Source organism: Paracoccus hibiscisoli (assembly GCF_005048265.1).
GTDB lineage: Bacteria > Pseudomonadota > Alphaproteobacteria > Rhodobacterales > Rhodobacteraceae > Paracoccus > Paracoccus hibiscisoli.
Genome location: NZ_SUNH01000009.1, coordinates 18,030 through 34,231 on the forward strand (window position 1 = coordinate 18,030; position 16,202 = coordinate 34,231).

16 protein-coding genes are annotated in these 16,202 nt (G+C 69.8%); 11 read left to right on the forward strand and 5 right to left on the reverse strand.

Annotated features, from left to right (window positions below; translation table 11 throughout):
• The first annotated feature begins 34 nt into the window (after nucleotides 1-34).
• From tsaE to trxA, 5 genes are all read left to right on the forward strand, one after another.
• On the forward strand, nucleotides 35-1,411 hold the full coding sequence (gene tsaE, locus FA740_RS07160) for a tRNA (adenosine(37)-N6)-threonylcarbamoyltransferase complex ATPase subunit type 1 TsaE (RefSeq protein ID WP_136856089.1): 1,377 nt from the start codon (nucleotides 35-37) through the stop codon (nucleotides 1,409-1,411).
• Nucleotides 1,399-2,064: a nucleotidyltransferase family protein gene (locus tag FA740_RS07165; RefSeq protein ID WP_136856090.1), complete on the forward strand. Its 666-nt coding sequence runs from the start codon at nucleotides 1,399-1,401 to the stop codon at nucleotides 2,062-2,064. Before tsaE ends, FA740_RS07165 begins: the two co-directional genes overlap by 13 nt.
• A complete protein-coding gene (gene addB, locus FA740_RS07170; RefSeq protein WP_136856091.1) occupies nucleotides 2,057-4,999 on the forward strand; it encodes a double-strand break repair protein AddB in 2,943 nt (980 codons plus the stop codon). The genes FA740_RS07165 and addB overlap by 8 nt, the downstream gene beginning before the upstream one ends.
• Nucleotides 4,992-8,363 (forward strand): double-strand break repair helicase AddA, encoded by a 3,372-nt coding sequence (gene addA / locus FA740_RS07175; protein WP_246053508.1) that lies wholly within the window; start codon nucleotides 4,992-4,994, stop codon nucleotides 8,361-8,363. Before addB ends, addA begins: the two co-directional genes overlap by 8 nt.
• Before the next feature lie 82 nt (nucleotides 8,364-8,445).
• Nucleotides 8,446-8,766: a thioredoxin gene (trxA, locus tag FA740_RS07180; RefSeq protein ID WP_136856092.1), complete on the forward strand. Its 321-nt coding sequence runs from the start codon at nucleotides 8,446-8,448 to the stop codon at nucleotides 8,764-8,766.
• Between the two features lie 33 nt (nucleotides 8,767-8,799).
• On the opposite strand, the gene FA740_RS07185 is transcribed toward trxA, so the two are convergent.
• A complete protein-coding gene (locus tag FA740_RS07185; RefSeq protein ID WP_136856093.1) occupies nucleotides 8,800-9,699 on the reverse strand; it encodes a hypothetical protein in 900 nt (299 codons plus the stop codon).
• Between the two features lie 96 nt (nucleotides 9,700-9,795).
• Between FA740_RS07185 and hslV the strand changes: the two genes are divergently transcribed.
• From hslV to FA740_RS07200, 3 genes are all read left to right on the forward strand, one after another.
• Nucleotides 9,796-10,350, forward strand: coding sequence for an ATP-dependent protease subunit HslV (hslV, locus tag FA740_RS07190; RefSeq protein ID WP_136856094.1), 555 nt, complete (start codon nucleotides 9,796-9,798; stop codon nucleotides 10,348-10,350).
• 139 nt (nucleotides 10,351-10,489) lie between these two features.
• Nucleotides 10,490-11,797, forward strand: coding sequence for an ATP-dependent protease ATPase subunit HslU (gene hslU, locus FA740_RS07195; protein WP_136856095.1), 1,308 nt, complete (start codon nucleotides 10,490-10,492; stop codon nucleotides 11,795-11,797).
• 61 nt (nucleotides 11,798-11,858) lie between these two features.
• A complete protein-coding gene (locus tag FA740_RS07200; protein WP_136856096.1) occupies nucleotides 11,859-12,038 on the forward strand; it encodes a PLDc N-terminal domain-containing protein in 180 nt (59 codons plus the stop codon).
• Between the two features lie 49 nt (nucleotides 12,039-12,087).
• Here the strand turns inward: FA740_RS07200 and FA740_RS07205 are convergent, their stop codons facing one another.
• Both FA740_RS07205 and FA740_RS07210 read right to left on the reverse strand, forming a co-directional pair.
• Nucleotides 12,088-12,696, reverse strand: coding sequence for a Smr/MutS family protein (locus tag FA740_RS07205; protein ID WP_136856097.1), 609 nt, complete (start codon nucleotides 12,694-12,696; stop codon nucleotides 12,088-12,090).
• Nucleotides 12,696-13,352, reverse strand: a complete 657-nt coding sequence (locus tag FA740_RS07210; RefSeq protein ID WP_136856098.1) for a Tim44/TimA family putative adaptor protein — start codon at nucleotides 13,350-13,352, stop codon at nucleotides 12,696-12,698. The genes FA740_RS07205 and FA740_RS07210 overlap by 1 nt, the downstream gene beginning before the upstream one ends.
• A gap of 110 nt (nucleotides 13,353-13,462) precedes the next feature.
• Between FA740_RS07210 and FA740_RS07215 the strand changes: the two genes are divergently transcribed.
• Genes FA740_RS07215 through FA740_RS07225 form a run of 3 tightly spaced genes read left to right on the forward strand, consistent with a single transcriptional unit; the run spans nucleotide 13,463 to nucleotide 15,181 of the window.
• Nucleotides 13,463-13,996: an FxsA family protein gene (locus FA740_RS07215; RefSeq protein ID WP_136856099.1), complete on the forward strand. Its 534-nt coding sequence runs from the start codon at nucleotides 13,463-13,465 to the stop codon at nucleotides 13,994-13,996.
• Between the two features lie 57 nt (nucleotides 13,997-14,053).
• Nucleotides 14,054-14,566 carry a protein-export chaperone SecB gene (secB, locus tag FA740_RS07220; RefSeq protein ID WP_136856100.1) on the forward strand — a complete coding sequence of 171 codons (513 nt, stop codon included), beginning with the start codon at nucleotides 14,054-14,056 and terminating at the stop codon, nucleotides 14,564-14,566.
• Between the two features lie 6 nt (nucleotides 14,567-14,572).
• Nucleotides 14,573-15,181 carry an HD domain-containing protein gene (locus FA740_RS07225; protein WP_136856101.1) on the forward strand — a complete coding sequence of 203 codons (609 nt, stop codon included), beginning with the start codon at nucleotides 14,573-14,575 and terminating at the stop codon, nucleotides 15,179-15,181.
• A 66-nt stretch (nucleotides 15,182-15,247) separates the two neighbouring features.
• Here FA740_RS07225 and FA740_RS07230 read toward each other — a convergent pair whose 3' ends face one another.
• Nucleotides 15,248-15,559 (reverse strand): H-NS histone family protein, encoded by a 312-nt coding sequence (locus FA740_RS07230; protein WP_136856102.1) that lies wholly within the window; start codon nucleotides 15,557-15,559, stop codon nucleotides 15,248-15,250.
• 83 nt (nucleotides 15,560-15,642) lie between these two features.
• The gene (locus FA740_RS07235) at nucleotides 15,643-16,194 is read right to left on the reverse strand and encodes an ActR/PrrA/RegA family redox response regulator transcription factor (RefSeq protein ID WP_136856103.1); all 552 of its coding nucleotides are present in this window, start codon (nucleotides 16,192-16,194) and stop codon (nucleotides 15,643-15,645) included.
• Nucleotides 16,195-16,202 lie beyond the last annotated feature (8 nt).

The following is a 16,202-nucleotide window of genomic DNA, read 5'->3' on the forward strand; positions in this document are numbered from 1 at the left end:
TCCCCCCGGCGCGCCGACCGGCTAGAACCGCCCCATGAGCACGCGCCTGATCGCCACCGAGACCCTGACCGCCGCCCTGGCACGGATGCTGGCCGCCGACCTGTCGCCGCCTGCGACCCTGTTGCTGGACGGCCCTGTGGGCGCGGGCAAGACGCATTTCGCCCGCGCCTTCATCCGCGCCCGTCAGGGCGATCTGGCCGAGGACGTGCCCAGCCCGACCTTTACCCTGGTCCAGACCTATGACGACCCGATGGGCACGCAGATCTGGCACGCCGACCTCTATCGCCTGACCGACCCGTCCGAACTGACCGAGCTGGGCCTGGACGAGGCGATGGATGACGCGATCTGCCTGATCGAATGGCCTGACCGGCTGGACGTGGTGCCGCCCGGCGCGCGGACCATCGCGCTGCTGCCCCAGCCCGATCCGGACCTGCGCCTGATCGCGATGGATTTCCCCGGCGCCGACCGTCTGGCCGCGCGGGCCGCATTCGTCGTGGCGGCGGGGCATGGTGATGCGCGGGTGCTGCCGCTGGCGGGCGACGCCTCGGCCCGGCGGTATTACCGCCTGCCGGGGGTGGGGGTGCTGATGGACGATCCATCGGGGTCCGTCGCGCCGTTCCTGGCGATGACCGACTGGCTGCGCGGCCACGGTTTCGGTGCGCCCGCCGTGCTGGCGCGCGATGTTGCGCAGGGGTTCCTGCTGCTGGAGGATCTGGGCGACGATCTGGTCGCCCGCGTGCTGGCCGACAGGCCCGATCTGGCGCAGCAGATCCACGACCGCATCACCGATCTGCTGGTGGCGCTGCACCGCCTGCCGGTCCCCGGTTTCGTCGCGCCCCTGGACGGCCCGGCGATGGGCGATCTGGCGGTGCTGTTCACCGACTATTATCCGGGGGCCGACCTGCCCGGCCTGCCCGCGCTGATCGCCGACCTGCATGACGCGCTGTGCCGCGACCAGCCCCCGGCGATCAGCCTGCGCGATTTCCATGCCGAGAATCTGGTCTGGCGCGGTGACGCCCCCCTGGGCCTGCTGGACTATCAGGACGCGGTCGCGGCCCATCCGGCCTATGATCTGGTCTCAAGCCTGCAGGATGCCCGCCGTGACGTGGACCCCGCCGTGGAGCAGGCCCAGATCGCCCGCTATCTGGCCGCGACCGGCGCGGAGGAGGCCGCGTTCCGCGCCGCCTATGCGCTGATCGGGGCACAGCGGGCGCTGCGCATCCTGGGCGTGTTCGTGCGGCTGGCGGTGCGGGACGGCAAGCCGCGCTATCTGGCCTTCATGCCGCGGGTCTGGGCGCATCTGCAGCGCAATCTGACCCATCCGGCGCTGGCGCCCCTGCGCGACGCGCTGTCGGGCGTGCCGGCACCCGACGCCGCCCTGCGGGAAAGGATCGCGCCATGCCGCCCCTGATGATCTTTGCCGCCGGTCTGGGCACGCGGATGCGCCCGCTGACGAACGACCGGCCCAAGCCGCTGGTCCAGGTCGCGGGCCGCAGCCTGCTGGACCGCGCGCTGGATCTGGGCCGCGACGCGGGGGCCGCGCCCATCGTGGTCAACACCCATTACTTGGGCGCCCAGATCGAGCGGCACCTAGAGGGGCAGGACGTGGCCATCAGCCCGGAACCGGGCCTGATCCTGGACACCGGCGGCGGGTTGCGTCAGGCGCTGCCTCTGCTGGGGCGGGGACCGGTGATGACGCTGAACCCCGACGTGGTCTGGACGGGGCCGAACGTGCTGTCGGCGCTGGCTGCGGGTTGGGACGACCGGATGGACGCGCTGCTGGCGCTGGTGCCGCTGGATCGCGCCACGGGGCGGCAGGGCGCGGGCGATTTCAGCCTGACCGAGGGCCGCCTGACGCGGCAGGGCGATCACGTCTATGCGGGCGCGCAGATCATCCGCACCGACCGGTTGGCGGACATCCCGGACCGGGTCTTTTCGCTGAACCGCCTGTGGGACCTGATGATCGCGGATGGTCGCGCCTATGGCATGGTCCATCCGGGGGGCTGGTGCGACGTGGGCTATCCGGCCGCGATCCCCCTGGCCGAGGCGCTGCTGGATGGCTGAGATGCAGGGCCTCTATGCCCTGCCGCCGGGCCTCGATTTCGCGGACTGCTTTGTCCAGGGGCTGTTGGAGCGTATGTCCGACCAGCCGTCCGAGGCGCTGGCCCGCGTCACCATCCTGACCAATGCCGCGACGACGATGGGCGCGCTGCGCCGGGCGTTTGACCGGGCCGGGCCGTTGCTGCTGCCGCAGATCCGCTCGATCACGGGGGTCGATCCGGGGCCGCTGGTCATGCCCGACCCGCCGGTCCCGCCCTTGGCGCGGCGGCTGCAGCTGGCCCGCCTGATCGCGCAGATGCTGGCGCTGCGCCCCGATCTGGGGGCGGGGCATTCGATCCCGGTGCTGGCGCAGTCCCTGTCCCAGCTGATGGTCGAGATGCAGACCGAAGGCCGCGACCTGTCCGACCTTGAGGCGATCGACACCGGCGATCATGCGCGGCACTGGCAGAACGCGCTGGCGTTTCTGCGCATCGCCGCGCAGTTCCACCTGGGCGATCCGTCCCAGGACCGCCCCGCCCGCCAGCGCGCCGCATCCGAGGCCGCCGCCCGCGATTGGCCCCAGGGCATCGGCCTGCCGCCGGGGCCGGTGATCGTTGCGGGTTCGACCGGCTCGCACGGGGCCACGCGCCTCTACATGCAGGCGGTGGCGGCGCTGCCCAACGGCGCGGTCGTCCTGCCCGGCTTTGATTTCGACCAGCCGCCCCCGGTCTGGGACGGGCTGGAGCGCGCCGACGACCACCCGCAGGCGCGGTTCGCGCCGCTGATCGCCGCGGCGGGCTATCCCCGGCGCTGGACGCAGGCGCAGCCGCCGTCCGCCGCGCGCAACCGGCTGGTGTCGCTGGCGCTGCGCCCCGCGCCCGTCACCGACCAGTGGATCGCCGAAGGCCCCGCCCTGCCCGATCTGGTCGCGGCCACCGCCGATCTGACCCTGATCGAGGCCGACCAGCCCGGCCAGGAGGCCGAGACCATCGCCCTGATCATGCGCGACGCCGCCGAACGGGGCGACCTGATCACGCTGATCGCCGCTGATAGCGGGCTGATCCGCCGCGTGACGGCGGCGCTGGACCGCTGGCACATCCGGCCCGATGACAGCGCGGGCCGACCCCTGCCCCTGACCGCGCCGGGCCTGTTCCTGCGCCAGGTGGCGGCGCTGTTCGGCCAGCCGCTGACCATCGACCGGCTGCTGATCCTGCTGAAACATCCGCTGACCGCGACCGGATCGACCGCCATCGGCCGCAACCAGATGCTGCGCGAGACCCGAGAGCTGGAGTTGCAGCTGCGCCGCAACGGCCCGGCCTTTCCCGATGCGGACACGCTGGCCGATTGGGCCACCAAGGGCGACGAGACGCGCAAGATCTGGGCCGAATGGCTGGCCGCGATGCTGGTGCGCATCACCGCCCTGGCCCGCGACCGGGGGCCGCGCCCCCTGCCCGACCGGCTGTCGGACCTGATGGGGCTGGCGCAGGCTCTGGCGGCGGGTCCTGCGGGCGATGTCGACCAGTCGCGCCTGTGGCAGGACAAGGCGGGCCAGATGGCGCGCGCCGTGCTGAACCACCTGGCGGAACATGCGGGTCTTGGCCCCGATATCGGCCCCGGCGATTTCAGCGCCCTGCTGGTCACCGAATTGCAGGCCAAGGCCGTGCGCGAGGATGTGGCCGGCCATCACTGCCTGCGCATCCGCGGCCCGCGAGAGGCGCGGCTGTATGCCCACGGCACGGTCATCCTGTCGGGCCTGAACGAGGGTGGCTGGCCGCAGCCTCTGTCCCCCGACCCGTGGCTGTCGCGCCAGATGCGCGCGGCGGCGGGCCTGCCGCTGCCCGAACGCCAGATCGGGCTGGCCGCGCATGACTTTCAGCAGGGCATCGCCGCTGAACGCGTCATCCTGACCCGCGCGAAACGCGATGCCGAGGCCGAGACGATCCCCTCGCGCTGGCTGAACCGGATGCTGAACCTGATGGGCGGCCTGCCCGACCGGGGCGGCCCGCAGGCGCTGGCCGCGATGCGGGCGCGCGGCGCGGAATGGCTGGCCCTGGCCGAGGCGGTGGCCCGCCCGCCCGCGCCGGTCGCGCCCGCACGGCGCCCCTCGCCCATCCCGCCTGCGCCGCTGTTCCCGGACCTGCCGGTGACGGATGTGTCGCTGCTGATCCGCGACCCCTATGCGGTCTATGCCAAACGCGTGCTGGGCCTGCGCCCGCTGCCGCCCCTGCGGCCGCAGCCCGACGCCTCGCTGCGCGGCCAGACCCTGCATGCCATCGTCGAGGCGCTGCTGAACAGCCGCCCCACCCCCGACACCCCGCCCGAGGTCCTCAAGGCGCGGTTCCTGGCGCTGACCGATCAGGTGCTGGCCGATGAGGTGCCCTGGCCCGCCGCCCGCGCCTTTTGGCAGGCGCGCATCGCGCGGATCGCCGACCGCATCGTCACCGATGAGCTGGCCCGCCTGGCCGAAGGCACGCCGATGGTGGTCGAGAATCGCGGCAAGGTCGCCCTGCCCGGCATGGGCGTCACCCTGACCGCCAAGCCCGACCGCATCGACCTGCTGACCGACAACCGGGTCGTGGTCTATGACTACAAATCCGGCACGCCCCCCACCGACGCCCAGCTGCGCCATTTCGACAAGCAGCTGATGCTTGAGGCCGCGATGGCGCGCCGCGGCGGGTTCGACGCGCTTGGCCCCGTCGATGTCGCGGGCCTGCGCTATATCCAGCTGGGCGGAGAGGGCCGGACCCACCTGCGCGAGCACAGCGACCAGATCGAGGGAGAGACCTGGGACGGCTTCATCCGCCTGCTGCGATCCTATGTCGACGGCGAGGCCGGGTTCACCGCCATGCGCGCCCCGCAAAGCACGTCCTATGCGGGCGATTACGACCATCTGGCGCGCTATGGCGAATGGGCGCTGACCGATGTGGCGGTTCCGCGAAAGGTCGGCGATCATGGATGAGGCGACGCTGAACCAGACGCTGGCGGCGGACCCGCTGCGCTCGACCTGGCTGACGGCCAATGCGGGGTCGGGCAAGACGCGGGTGCTGACCGACCGGGTGGCGCGGCTGCTGCTGGCGGGGACGCCGCCGGAACGCATCCTGTGTCTGACCTACACCAAGGCCGCCGCGACCGAGATGCAGAACCGCCTGCTGGCCCGTCTGGGGCGGTGGGCGATGCTGTCGGAACCCGACCTGCGGTCCGAACTGGCGCAGCTGGGCGAGGGGGGCGACCCCGACCTGCCCGCCGCACGCCGCCTGTTCGCCCGCGCGATTGAGACGCCGGGCGGCCTCAAGGTCCAGACCATCCACAGCTTTTGCGCCGCCGTCCTGCGCCGCTTTCCGCTGGAGGCAGGGGTGCCGATGGGCTTTGCGGAGCTGGACGACCGCAGCGCGCGTGCCATGCGCGCCGAGATCATCGAGGAGATGGCCGAGGAATCCCACCCCGCCATCACCGATCTGACCCGCCTGCAGGGGGGCGACGATCTGGACGGGTTCCTGGCCGGGCTGTCGCTGGCCGATTATGCCGACGCCCCCGACCCGGCGGCGATCTGGGCAGCGCTGGACGTGGCCCCGGGCCTGACCCAGGACGGGCTCTTGTCGCAGGTCTTCACCGGGACGGATGCCGATCTGGCCGATGCGTTGATCCCGGTGCTGCGCGCGGGCAAATCCACCGATGCCAAGCTGGCCGAGGCGCTGGCGCAGGTCCGCTGGCGCGACCCTGGCATGGACGACCTGTCCCGCCTGTTCGGCTGCCTTCTGTTCGGCGGCAGCGCCAAGGTGCCCTTTGGCGCCAAGATCGGTGCTCTGCCGACCAAGGACCTGCGCACCGGCCCCTGCGCCCCCTTCATGGACGATCTGGACGCCCTGATGGAGCGGGTGGAGCTGGCCCGCCCGCAGGCGCTGGCCCTGGCCGCGGCGGAGCGCACGCTGGCGCTGCACCGGTTCGGGCATGCCTTTGCCGTGCGGATGAACGCGGCCAAGGCGGCGCAGGGCTGGCTGGATTTCGACGACCTGATCGGCCGCACCGCCGAATTGCTGGAGGAATCCAGCATGGCGCAATGGGTGCTGTGGCGGCTGGACGGCGGCATCGACCATATCCTTGTCGACGAGGCACAGGATACCAGCCCCGGTCAGTGGCGGGTGATCCGCCGCCTGACCGACGAATTCACCAGCGGCGCAGGCGCGCATGACCGGCCCCGCACCCTGTTCGTGGTGGGCGATCCGAAACAGTCGATCTATTCGTTCCAAGGCGCCGACATCACCGTGTTCGAGGCGATGCGCGACCGGTTCGCCGCCGATTTCGACGCCGCGCAGGCGCCCATGCAGCAACGCGGGCTGGCCCACAGCTTTCGGTCTTCGCCCGCGGTGCTGGCGCTGGTCGATGCGGTGTTTCAGGGAGAGGCCGCGCAGGGCCTGGGCGATCCGCCCCGCCATGTGGCGTTCAAGGACGCCCTGCCCGGCCGCGTCGACATCTGGCCCGCCTTGCCCAAACCCGACAGGACCGACCCCGAGGACTGGACGCAGCCCGTCGATGCGCCGTCCGAAAACGACGCGGACACCCAGCTGGCGCGCCATGTCGCGACCCAGATCCGCGCCATGCTGGGCACGCCCATTCTGGATGCGAAATCGGGCCAGCCGCGCCCGGTCCATGCGGGCGACATCCAGATTCTGGTGCAGCGGCGCGGCGCACTGTTCGCGGCGCTGATCGCGGAGCTGAAATCGGCGGGCCTGCCGGTCGCCGGGGCCGACCGCCTGCGCCTGGCCGGAGAGCTGGCCGTGCGCGACATCATCGCCACCCTGTCGGTCCTGGCCACGCCCGAGGATGACCTGTCGCTGGCCGCCGCCCTGCGGTCGCCGCTGTTCGGGCTGTCCGAGGATGACCTGTACCGCCTAGCGGCCGGGCGGGGGCGGCGGGAATACCTGTGGACGCGGCTGCGCGAATCGGCGCATCGCCCGGCCTACGAGGTGCTGTCCGATCTGGCCGACAATGCCGATTACCTGCGCCCGCACGACCTGATCGCGCGGCTGCTGACCCGCCACGGGGGCCGCGCCGCCCTGCTGGCCCGGCTTGGCCCCGAGGCGGTGGACGGCATCGATGAGCTGATGTCCCAGGCCCTGGCCTATGAGCAGGTGGAGACCCCGTCCCTGACCGGCTTTCTGGTCTGGCTGGCCCAGGACGAGGTCGAGGTCAAACGCCAGCTGCCCGGCGGTGCGGGCGGGCTGATCCGGGTGATGACGGTGCATGGCTCCAAGGGGTTGGAAAGCCCCATCGTGATCCTGCCCGAAACGCAGATGCGCCGCCCCAACAACCGCCAGCCTCTGGTGCGCCTGGACGACATGCCGGTCTGGCGCGGCGCCGCGCCCGAACGCTGCGACGCGGTCGCGATGGCCGTGGCCGAATGGCAGCGGCGGCAGGAAAAGGAGCGGCGGCGCCTGCTGTATGTCGCCATGACGCGGGCGGAAAGCTGGCTGATCGTGGCGGCGGCCGGAGAGACGGGCGCGGGGCTGGACAGCTGGCACGCGATGGTCGCCGAGGGCGCGGGCCGCGCCGCCCTGACCCGCCACGATCTGGAGATCGAGGGCATCGGCACCGGGCTGCGCCTGTCCTGGGGCGACTGGCCGGGGCAGGCCGATCGCCCTGCCCCGGTCGCGGCGGCGCCGGTGGCCGCGCCCGATTGGGCGCTGCGCCTGCCCCCGCCCGCGCCGGATTTCACGGCCCCCGTCACCGCCAGCGGCTTGGGCGGCGCCAAGGTGCTGGCCGCCGCGTCCGAGGGCGACCGCGACGCCGCCATGCTGCGCGGCACGCGCCTGCATCTGCTGCTGGAGCATCTGCCCGCCCATCCCGCCGCCGACTGGCCGGGCATCGCCCGTGCGATCCTGTCGGGGGCCGAGGGCGGCCTGCCCGACGCGCCCGATCTGGCCGATCTGCTGGACGAGGCCCGCGCGGTCCTGTCGGCCCCTGCCCTGACCCAGGTGCTGCAGCCCGGCGCCGATGCGCAGATCCTGTCCGAGGTCGCGCTGACCGCGCCCATCGCGGGGCTGGGGGTGCTGAACGGGGTGATCGACCGGCTGGTGGTCACCGATGCGCTGATCACGGCGGTCGATTACAAGACCAATGCCGATGTGCCCGCCACGCCGGAGGCCGTGCCGGAGGGCATCCTGCGCCAGATGGCGGCCTATCGCGCGGCGCTGCGGGGCATCTGGCCGGACCGTCCGATCCGCATGGCGGTGCTGTGGACGGCCACGCGCAGCCTGACCGATCTGCCCGATCCGCTGCTGGATCGGGTGATGGCGGGGCTGATCCGGCAGGCCCCGGCCCCTTGACCAGACCCCCTGCCGCCCATACCTGTTGGATATAACCCGTCCTGCCGGTTCCGCCGGCCCATCCCCCCGAAGGAGCCAGACCATGGCCACCGTGCATGTGAACGACGCTGAATTCGACGCCGAAGTGCGTCAGGCCGACACCCCCGTGATCGTCGATTTCTGGGCCGAATGGTGCGGCCCCTGCAAGCAGATCGGCCCCGCCTTGGAAGAGCTGTCCGACGAATACGCAGGCCGCGTCAAGATCGTGAAGATCAACGTCGATGAGAACCCCGAACAGGCCGCCGCCCTGGGCGTGCGCGGCATCCCCGCGCTGTTCATGTTCAAGGGCGGAGAGGTCGTGTCGAACCGCATGGGCGCCGCCCCCAAGGCCGCACTGAAAAGCTGGATCGACGAATCCGTCTGATCGCTTGGCGATGACAGGAAAGGCGGCGGCCCCTCAGACGGGCCAGCCGCCTTTTTTCATGGCCGCCAGCAGGCGGTCGTCGGCATCGGGCGCCATCATGTCCAGGCTGGTGCGGCGCAGGAACCAATCCAGGAATTTTGCGGTGGGCGGCGTATGGTCGGGGGCCATCGTCAGCGCGCGTTCCGCCCCGAGCCGCCCGGCATCCAGCGTGACGTGGTGGTAATCCGACAGGCCGAACAGCACCACCGGCTTGCCCAGGATCAGCCCGTCAAAGCCCACGCCGCTGTTCTGCGTCACGACAAAGGCGCAATCGCGCAGGCGCGCCGCGGTGTCGCCGCCGATGGTCAGGTTCGGATGATCGCGCGCCAGGCGGTCCAGGGCCGTGCGGTCGGCATCGTCATAGACCTCCTTGGGGTGCAGGGTGGCGATGCAGGGGCGGCCGGTGCGGGCGGCGGCGCGGATCATCTGGACCGGACTGGCCGACTGAAAGCTGCGCTGGCGGCGGATATGGCCCTGCAGCGGGATCAGGATGTGATCGCCGCGCACCGGGTCCGGCCCCGGCAGCACGCGGGCGCGCAGGCGGCGGGCAAAGGTCTGGGCGGCGTCGCCTTCGATCCGGGCGGGGTCGAAGGGGGTCTGCGCGATGGGCCAGCGCCAGCGTTCGGCCAGACGCTCCAGCCGCCAATAGGGATAGTGATAGGCAAGGCGAAAGGTCAGGGCGCGGTCATGGGTCGGACGCTCCATGTTGAACAGGGCATGGCCGGGCAGGGTGGGTGCCAGCGCGCGGGCTTGGTCCCCGGACGGGCGGATGTCGATGCGCCAGCCGCGCGGCTCCAGCAGCGACCGGATGCGGTTCAGGATGCCCAGCTTGCCCGCCCGTGCGGTGTGCAGGATGGGCGGATGCAGATAGACGGTCAGCAGCAGATCGCTCATGGCGCGACGCTAGGGGTGGGCGGGGCGGTTTTCAACGGGTTGCAAGCCGGGCAGGGCGTCCATATCTGCCGGGCAACAACAGCGAAGGAGCAGGCGATGGCGGATGACAGGTTTCCCGGCTGGCACGGCACTACGATCCTGGCGGTGCGCCGGGGCGGCAAGGTGGTCGTGGCCGGCGATGGACAGGTCAGCGTCGGCCAGACCGTGATGAAGGGCAGCGCCCGCAAGGTGCGCCGCCTGACCCCCGGCGGGCGCGACGTGGTCGTGGGCTTTGCCGGATCGACCGCCGACGCCTTTACCCTGCTGGAGCGGCTGGAGAAGAAGCTGGAGGCCGCACCCGGCCAGCTGCAACGCGCCTGCGTGGATCTGGCCAAGGACTGGCGCATGGACAAGTATCTGCGCAACCTGGAGGCGATGCTGATCGTCACCGACGGTGTGGACCTGCTGGTCGTGACGGGTGCGGGCGACGTGCTGGAGCCTGAGCATGACGTGGCGGCCATCGGGTCGGGCGGCAATTTCGCACTGGCCGCGGCGCGGGGGTTGCTGGAAAGCGATCTAGATGCCGAGGCGATCGCCCGCAAGGCGATGGCGATCGCGGCCGACATCTGTGTCTATACGAACGGGCGTCTGACGGTCGAGGCCATCGGATAGCAAAGCCGGGGGCATTCTGCCCCCGTCAGCCAGCGGTTCTTGAACCGGTGGCGAACCTCTGGCTGACCCCTGAGGATATTTTTGTGAAGAAGAAGGGCGAGCGGTGCGCTGCGCCGGGCCTTCGATGGGAGACAAGCCTATGAGTGACCTGACCCCCCGCGAGATCGTGTCCGAGCTGGACCGGTTCATCATCGGCCAGAACGACGCCAAGCGCGCCGTGGCCGTGGCCCTGCGCAACCGCTGGCGACGCAAGCAGCTGGGCGACGACCTGCGCGACGAGGTCTATCCCAAGAACATCCTGATGATCGGGCCGACCGGCGTCGGCAAGACCGAGATCAGCCGCCGTCTGGCCAAGCTGGCCAACGCGCCCTTCATCAAGGTCGAGGCGACCAAATTCACCGAGGTGGGCTATGTCGGTCGCGACGTCGAGCAGATCATCCGCGATCTGGCCGATGCCGCGATGATCGACACGCGCGAGCGGATGCGCGAGGCCGTCAAGGCCCGCGCCCACAAGGCCGCCGAGGAGCGGGTCGTCGAGGCGCTGGCCGGCAAGGATGCCCGCGACGGCACCCGTCAGATGTTCCGCGACAAGCTGAAGCGCGGAGAGCTGGATGACACGGTGATCGAGCTGGAGGTGCAGGACAACTCGAACCCGCTTGGCGGGATGGAGATGCCCGGCCAGCCGGGCCAGCCCCTGGGCGGCATGATGGATCTGTCGGGGCTGATGAAGGCGTTCGGCGGCCGCAAGGTGCGCCGCAAGGTCACCGTGTCGGAAAGCTATGAGCTGCTGATCGCCGAGGAGGCGGACAAGCTGCTGGACGACGACGCGGTCAAGGCCACCGCGCTGGAGGCCGTGCAGCAGAACGGCATCGTCTTCATCGACGAGATCGACAAGGTCTGCGCCCGTGCCGAGGCCCGTGGCGGCGATGTCAGCCGCGAGGGGGTCCAGCGCGACCTGCTGCCGCTGATCGAGGGCACGACGGTCAGCACGAAATACGGCGCGGTCAAGACGGACCACATTCTGTTCATCGCCTCGGGCGCGTTCCATGTGGCGAAACCGTCCGACCTGCTGCCCGAGCTGCAGGGCCGCCTGCCCATCCGGGTCGAGCTGCGCGCCCTGACGGAGGAGGATTTCATCCGCATCCTGACCGAGACCGACAACGCCCTGACGCGCCAGTACACCGCGCTGATGCTGACCGAGGGCGTGACCGTCGATTTCACCGAAAACGGCATCGCGGCGCTGGCGCGGATCGCGGCCGAGGTCAACGCCTCGGTCGAGAATATCGGCGCGCGGCGGCTGTACACCGTGATCGAGCGCGTGTTCGAGGAGCTGTCCTTCACCGCGCCAGACCGCAGCGGCCAATCGGTCAGCGTGGATGCCGATTTCGTGGAACGCCATCTGGGCGATCTGTCGCGGTCGACCGATCTGTCGCGCTATGTGCTGTAGGGCGGGAACCTCCGGCCGGGCAGGGGTGTTTGCTGGCTGAACACCACAGGGGACGGATCACATGGGTTGGCTTTTCAGCGTTATCATCTTTGTACTGGATGTCTGGGCCATCGCGCAGATCATCAACACCAATGTCAGCACCAAGGCCAAGATCCTGTGGATTCTGCTGATCGTGATCCTGCCGGTTCTGGGCCTGATCATCTGGTATTTCGCCGGACCCAAGTCGAACGTCCGCCTGTAGGCACCGCCCAATCGGCATCACGAACGCGTCCCATCGGGGCGCGTTTTTTCTATCCGGCAGGGCGGCGCAGATAGACGTAATAGGCGCCGTCGCCGCCATGGCGGTAATGCGCCGCCGTCACTTGCTGGACCACCGCCGCCAAGGGCGGGCTGTGCAGCCAGTAAGGCACCTGATGGCGCAACGCGCCGGGACGGGTGGGCAGGGGGCCGTGATCGCCCCGCCCCTTGCCCGTGATCACCAGCACCAGCCGCAGGCCCGATGCGTGGCAGGACAGGATGAAATGCAGCAGCTCTGGCTGGGCGGCCGCCAGGGTCAGGCCGTGCAGGTCCAGACGCGCCTCGGGGCGCAGCTTGCCCTGGCTCATCTTGCGGTGGGTGCGGGCATCCATGCGCAGGCTGCCTTGAGCCAGACGCTCGGCCATGGTCGAGGGGCGGGCGACCACCGGATGCGCGGGGGCTGCCGCCTGTCCGATGCGGAAATGCGGCAGGGTGGCGGGGGCCGGTGCGGGCGCAGGGGCCGATGGCGGGGGGCGCGAATCGGCAAAGGCCGCCAGATCGGCGGCCTGTCCCTTTCGCTTTGGGTCCAGCGGTTCTGCGGTTCGGGCGACGCGGGACCACAGGTCCCGGTCTTCGGGCGTCAGGCCCCGGCGCCGTGGCATCAGCCGGTCGCGACAAGCTGCCAGTTCGGGTCGTCCTGACCCATCGGGCGGGCGAAGGTCCAGGTGTCCTTCTGCTTGCGCGGGGCCTTGGGGTCGCCCTCGATGACGGTGCCGTCGGCGTCGCGGGTCGCGGCGATCAGTTCGCCCACGAAGCGGACCGAGATCTCGGCCATGCCGGTCGCGGGGTCGAATTCGGCGGCGGCCAGGCTGGTGTCGCGAGTGCCCAGATAGGTCGCCTCGACCGTCTGGCCGTTGGCGACGCGCTGGTCGATCACCGACTGGAACGCCTCGGCCACGGGGTCCGACAGGAAGGGGCGCACCTCGGACAGATCGCCCCGCTCGAAGGCCATCAGGATCATCTCATAGGCCTGGCGCGCACCGCCCAGGAAATCGCGCAGGCCAAAGGACGGCTCGGCCCGCTTCATGGCGGCCAGGGCGGTGGCTGCGGCGCTGCCGGCCTCGGTATGGTCCAGGATGTCGTGATCGACCTCCTCGGCCGATCCGTCGATGACCTCAAAGCGGGGATGGGTGGCCACGGGTTGGTCCACCTGCGGCGGCTCGAATCCGTCGCGTGTCCCCAGCACGTTTTTCAGCCGGAGGATCAGAAAGATCGCAATCCCGGCAAGGACGATCAGCTGAAGAAGCGGGTTGGACATGCAGGCAACCTCTGGGTCAAACGGGTCGTTGGTATCGGGCGGTCTGTGCATTATGTAGGGAGTGCCCGGGCGCAAGTCCAGTTTTCGCGCCGGCAGGAAGGGGAATTCACATGCGGCTGATCGCCATGTTTCTGGTGGTGCCGATCATCGAGATCGCGCTGTTCATCCAGGTCGGGGGCCTGATCGGCCTGTGGTCGACGCTGGCGCTGGTGCTGTTGTCGGCGGTGGCCGGCGTCGCGCTGATGCGCAGCCAAGGCGCGCAGGCAGGCCGGGAAATCCAGCGCAGCCTGAGCGAGATGCGCGATCCCTCGCAGCCGATGGCGCATGGCGCGATGATCATCGCGGCGGGCCTGCTGCTGGTGGTGCCGGGGTTCTTTTCCGACGCGCTTGGGCTGCTGCTGCTGATTCCGGGGGTGCGGCGGCTGCTGATGCGGCGAATCGCGCGTCGGGTGGTTGCGGGGCGCGCGGGCATGCACGCTGCGACCATGCGTCGCGATCCGCACCGCCCGCCCTATGATCAGGGCGTGATCGACGGAGAGTATGTCGTGGCCGACGACCCCCGCGCCCCGGTCGACCTGCCGCCCGAGCTGGGCGACGACCAGCCCCCGCGGCGAACCGGCGGATCGGGCTGGACCCGGCATTGAGGGCCGGCGGGCGGCCTGCTACAACACCGCCCAGACCCGCATCACAAAGGTAGGACCATGGCCGAAGATACCCCGCAGAACGGCGCCCAAGCCGCAGCCCCGCAGCCGCGGATGCAGATCCTGGCACAGTTCATCCGCGACCTGTCCTTTGAGAACGCCGTGGCCCAGAAGGGCGCCCCCCAGGGCGAGGTCCAGCCCGAGATCACCGTTCAGGTCAGCCTGGACGCCCGCAAGCGCGGCACCGAGACCCAGTATGAGGTGATCACGAAATACCGCGTCACCTCGACCAACAAGGCCGATGGCGCGACGCTGTTCCTGGCCGAGCTGGACTACGGCGGGGTGTTCCAGATCGACGGCGTGCCGCAGGATCAGCTGCACCCGTTCCTGATGATCGAATGCCCGCGGATGCTGTTCCCCTATGTGCGCCGCATCATCTCGGACATGACGCGCGATGGCGGATTCCCCGCTTTCAACATGGACCCGGTCGATTTCGTGGCGCTGTATCGTCAGGAGCTGGCGCGCCGCGCCCAAGCCGCCCAGACCGTCCCCGCCGACCAGAAGCTGTCGTAAGGCGCCATGCCACCGCGACCCCCGCGCGCCTGGCAGCGGATGCTGTCGGGCCGCAGGCTGGACCTGCTGGACCCGACCCCGATGGATATCGAGATCGGGGACATCGCCCACGGGCTGGCCTTCGTCGCGCGCTGGAACGGCCAGACCCACGGGGACTGGCCCTATTCGGTGGCCGAGCATTCCCTGCTGGTCGAGCAGATCTTTGACCGGCTGAACCCGGGCTGCGAGCCGCGCTGGCGGCTGGCAGCCCTGCTGCATGATGCGCCGGAATATGTGATCGGGGACATGATCTCGCCGGTCAAGGCGGCGCTTGGGCGGGAATATGGCGCGATGGATGAACGCCTGGCCTCGGCCATCCACCGCCGCTTTGGTCTGCCCGCGACGCTGCCCGTGGCGATCAAGCGGCGGATCAAGGCCGCCGACCGCGTCTCGGCGCGGCTGGAGGCGGTGACCATCGCAGGCTTTGCCGCAGGCGAAGCCGTGCGCCTGTTTCCCGTCCCCGAGGCGCAGCTGCTGCCCGATCTGGCGATCACGCTGCGGCCCCCGGCCGAGACGCGCGCCGCCTATCTGGAGCGTTTTGCGATGTTGATGGGGCTGATCGACGGCCCCGCCTGACGGGGCACGTCTGTATTCGGAATGCGGGATGTCGCGACCTCAGGGGCCGGACATCCCGCGCAGGCGTCAGATCGCCAGATCGTCCAGCGTCTTGCCGCCGTCCAGGCTTTCCTGAACCCACCGCGGTTTGCGGCCGCGTCCGGTCCAGGTCATCGTCGGGTCTTGCGGATTGGCATATTTCGGCGCGACAGTCCCTGTCTTGCGCGGTTTGGCCCCGGTCAGTTCGGCCAGGTTGAAGCCGTGTTCGCGCGCGGCCTCCTCGATCGCGGTCATGGCCTCGCGGCGCTTGCGATCCTCATAGGAATTGATGGCGCGATCCAGCTTGGTCCGCATATCGCGCATTTCCTTGAGGGACATCTTGTCGAAATCAATAGTCATGTTTTTCCGGCTTTTGTTATCGGGAATATCATTCCTTTATTCCATAACATAATCGAAACCGGATTCAACACATATATCGGTATTCAACGCGGTCCGCGTTTGGCAAGAATACGCTGCAGCGTGCGACGGTGCATATGTAATCTGCGGGCCGTTTCACTGACATTCCGCTCGCATTGTTCATAAAGGCGTTGAATATGTTCCCACCGGACCCGATCGGCCGACATCGGGTTTTCCGGCGGCGGGGGCAGCAATTCTCCGCTGGACAGCAATGCCGAGGTCACGTCATTCGCATCGGCGGGTTTTGCCAGATAATCCGTGGCGCCCATCTTGACCGCGGCGACCGCGGTGGCGATCGCGCCATAACCGGTCAGGACGATGATGCGGGCATCGGCGCGCTTGTCGCGCAGGGCCTCGACCACGTCCAGCCCGTTGCCGTCCTCCAGCCGCAGATCGACCACGGCATAGGCTGGCGCCCGCTTTTCGATCAGGCGCATCGCGCCCGCCACCGTCAGCGAAGTTTCGGTCTGAAACCCACGCTTTTCCATGGCCCGCGCCAGACGGGTGACGAAGATCTCGTCGTCATCGACCAGCAGCAGCGAGGCGTCCGGGCCGATTTGTGCGTTCAACTGATCCATCTGATGCC

What these genes read in the sequence shown, in the direction of transcription:
- tsaE (WP_136856089.1), top strand. Translation starts at nt 35, where the DNA reads ATGAGCACGCGCCTGATCGCCACCGAGACCCTGACCGCCGCCCTGGCA.
- FA740_RS07165 (WP_136856090.1), top strand. Translation starts at nt 1,399, where the DNA reads ATGCCGCCCCTGATGATCTTTGCCGCCGGTCTGGGCACGCGGATGCGC.
- addB (WP_136856091.1), top strand. Translation starts at nt 2,057, where the DNA reads ATGGCTGAGATGCAGGGCCTCTATGCCCTGCCGCCGGGCCTCGATTTC.
- addA (WP_246053508.1), top strand. Translation starts at nt 4,992, where the DNA reads ATGGATGAGGCGACGCTGAACCAGACGCTGGCGGCGGACCCGCTGCGC.
- trxA (WP_136856092.1), top strand. Translation starts at nt 8,446, where the DNA reads ATGGCCACCGTGCATGTGAACGACGCTGAATTCGACGCCGAAGTGCGT.
- FA740_RS07185 (WP_136856093.1), bottom strand. Translation starts at nt 9,699, where the DNA reads ATGAGCGATCTGCTGCTGACCGTCTATCTGCATCCGCCCATCCTGCAC.
- hslV (WP_136856094.1), top strand. Translation starts at nt 9,796, where the DNA reads ATGGCGGATGACAGGTTTCCCGGCTGGCACGGCACTACGATCCTGGCG.
- hslU (WP_136856095.1), top strand. Translation starts at nt 10,490, where the DNA reads ATGAGTGACCTGACCCCCCGCGAGATCGTGTCCGAGCTGGACCGGTTC.
- FA740_RS07200 (WP_136856096.1), top strand. Translation starts at nt 11,859, where the DNA reads ATGGGTTGGCTTTTCAGCGTTATCATCTTTGTACTGGATGTCTGGGCC.
- FA740_RS07205 (WP_136856097.1), bottom strand. Translation starts at nt 12,696, where the DNA reads ATGCCACGGCGCCGGGGCCTGACGCCCGAAGACCGGGACCTGTGGTCC.
- FA740_RS07210 (WP_136856098.1), bottom strand. Translation starts at nt 13,352, where the DNA reads ATGTCCAACCCGCTTCTTCAGCTGATCGTCCTTGCCGGGATTGCGATC.
- FA740_RS07215 (WP_136856099.1), top strand. Translation starts at nt 13,463, where the DNA reads ATGCGGCTGATCGCCATGTTTCTGGTGGTGCCGATCATCGAGATCGCG.
- secB (WP_136856100.1), top strand. Translation starts at nt 14,054, where the DNA reads ATGGCCGAAGATACCCCGCAGAACGGCGCCCAAGCCGCAGCCCCGCAG.
- FA740_RS07225 (WP_136856101.1), top strand. Translation starts at nt 14,573, where the DNA reads ATGCCACCGCGACCCCCGCGCGCCTGGCAGCGGATGCTGTCGGGCCGC.
- FA740_RS07230 (WP_136856102.1), bottom strand. Translation starts at nt 15,559, where the DNA reads ATGACTATTGATTTCGACAAGATGTCCCTCAAGGAAATGCGCGATATG.
- FA740_RS07235 (WP_136856103.1), bottom strand. Translation starts at nt 16,194, where the DNA reads ATGGATCAGTTGAACGCACAAATCGGCCCGGACGCCTCGCTGCTGCTG.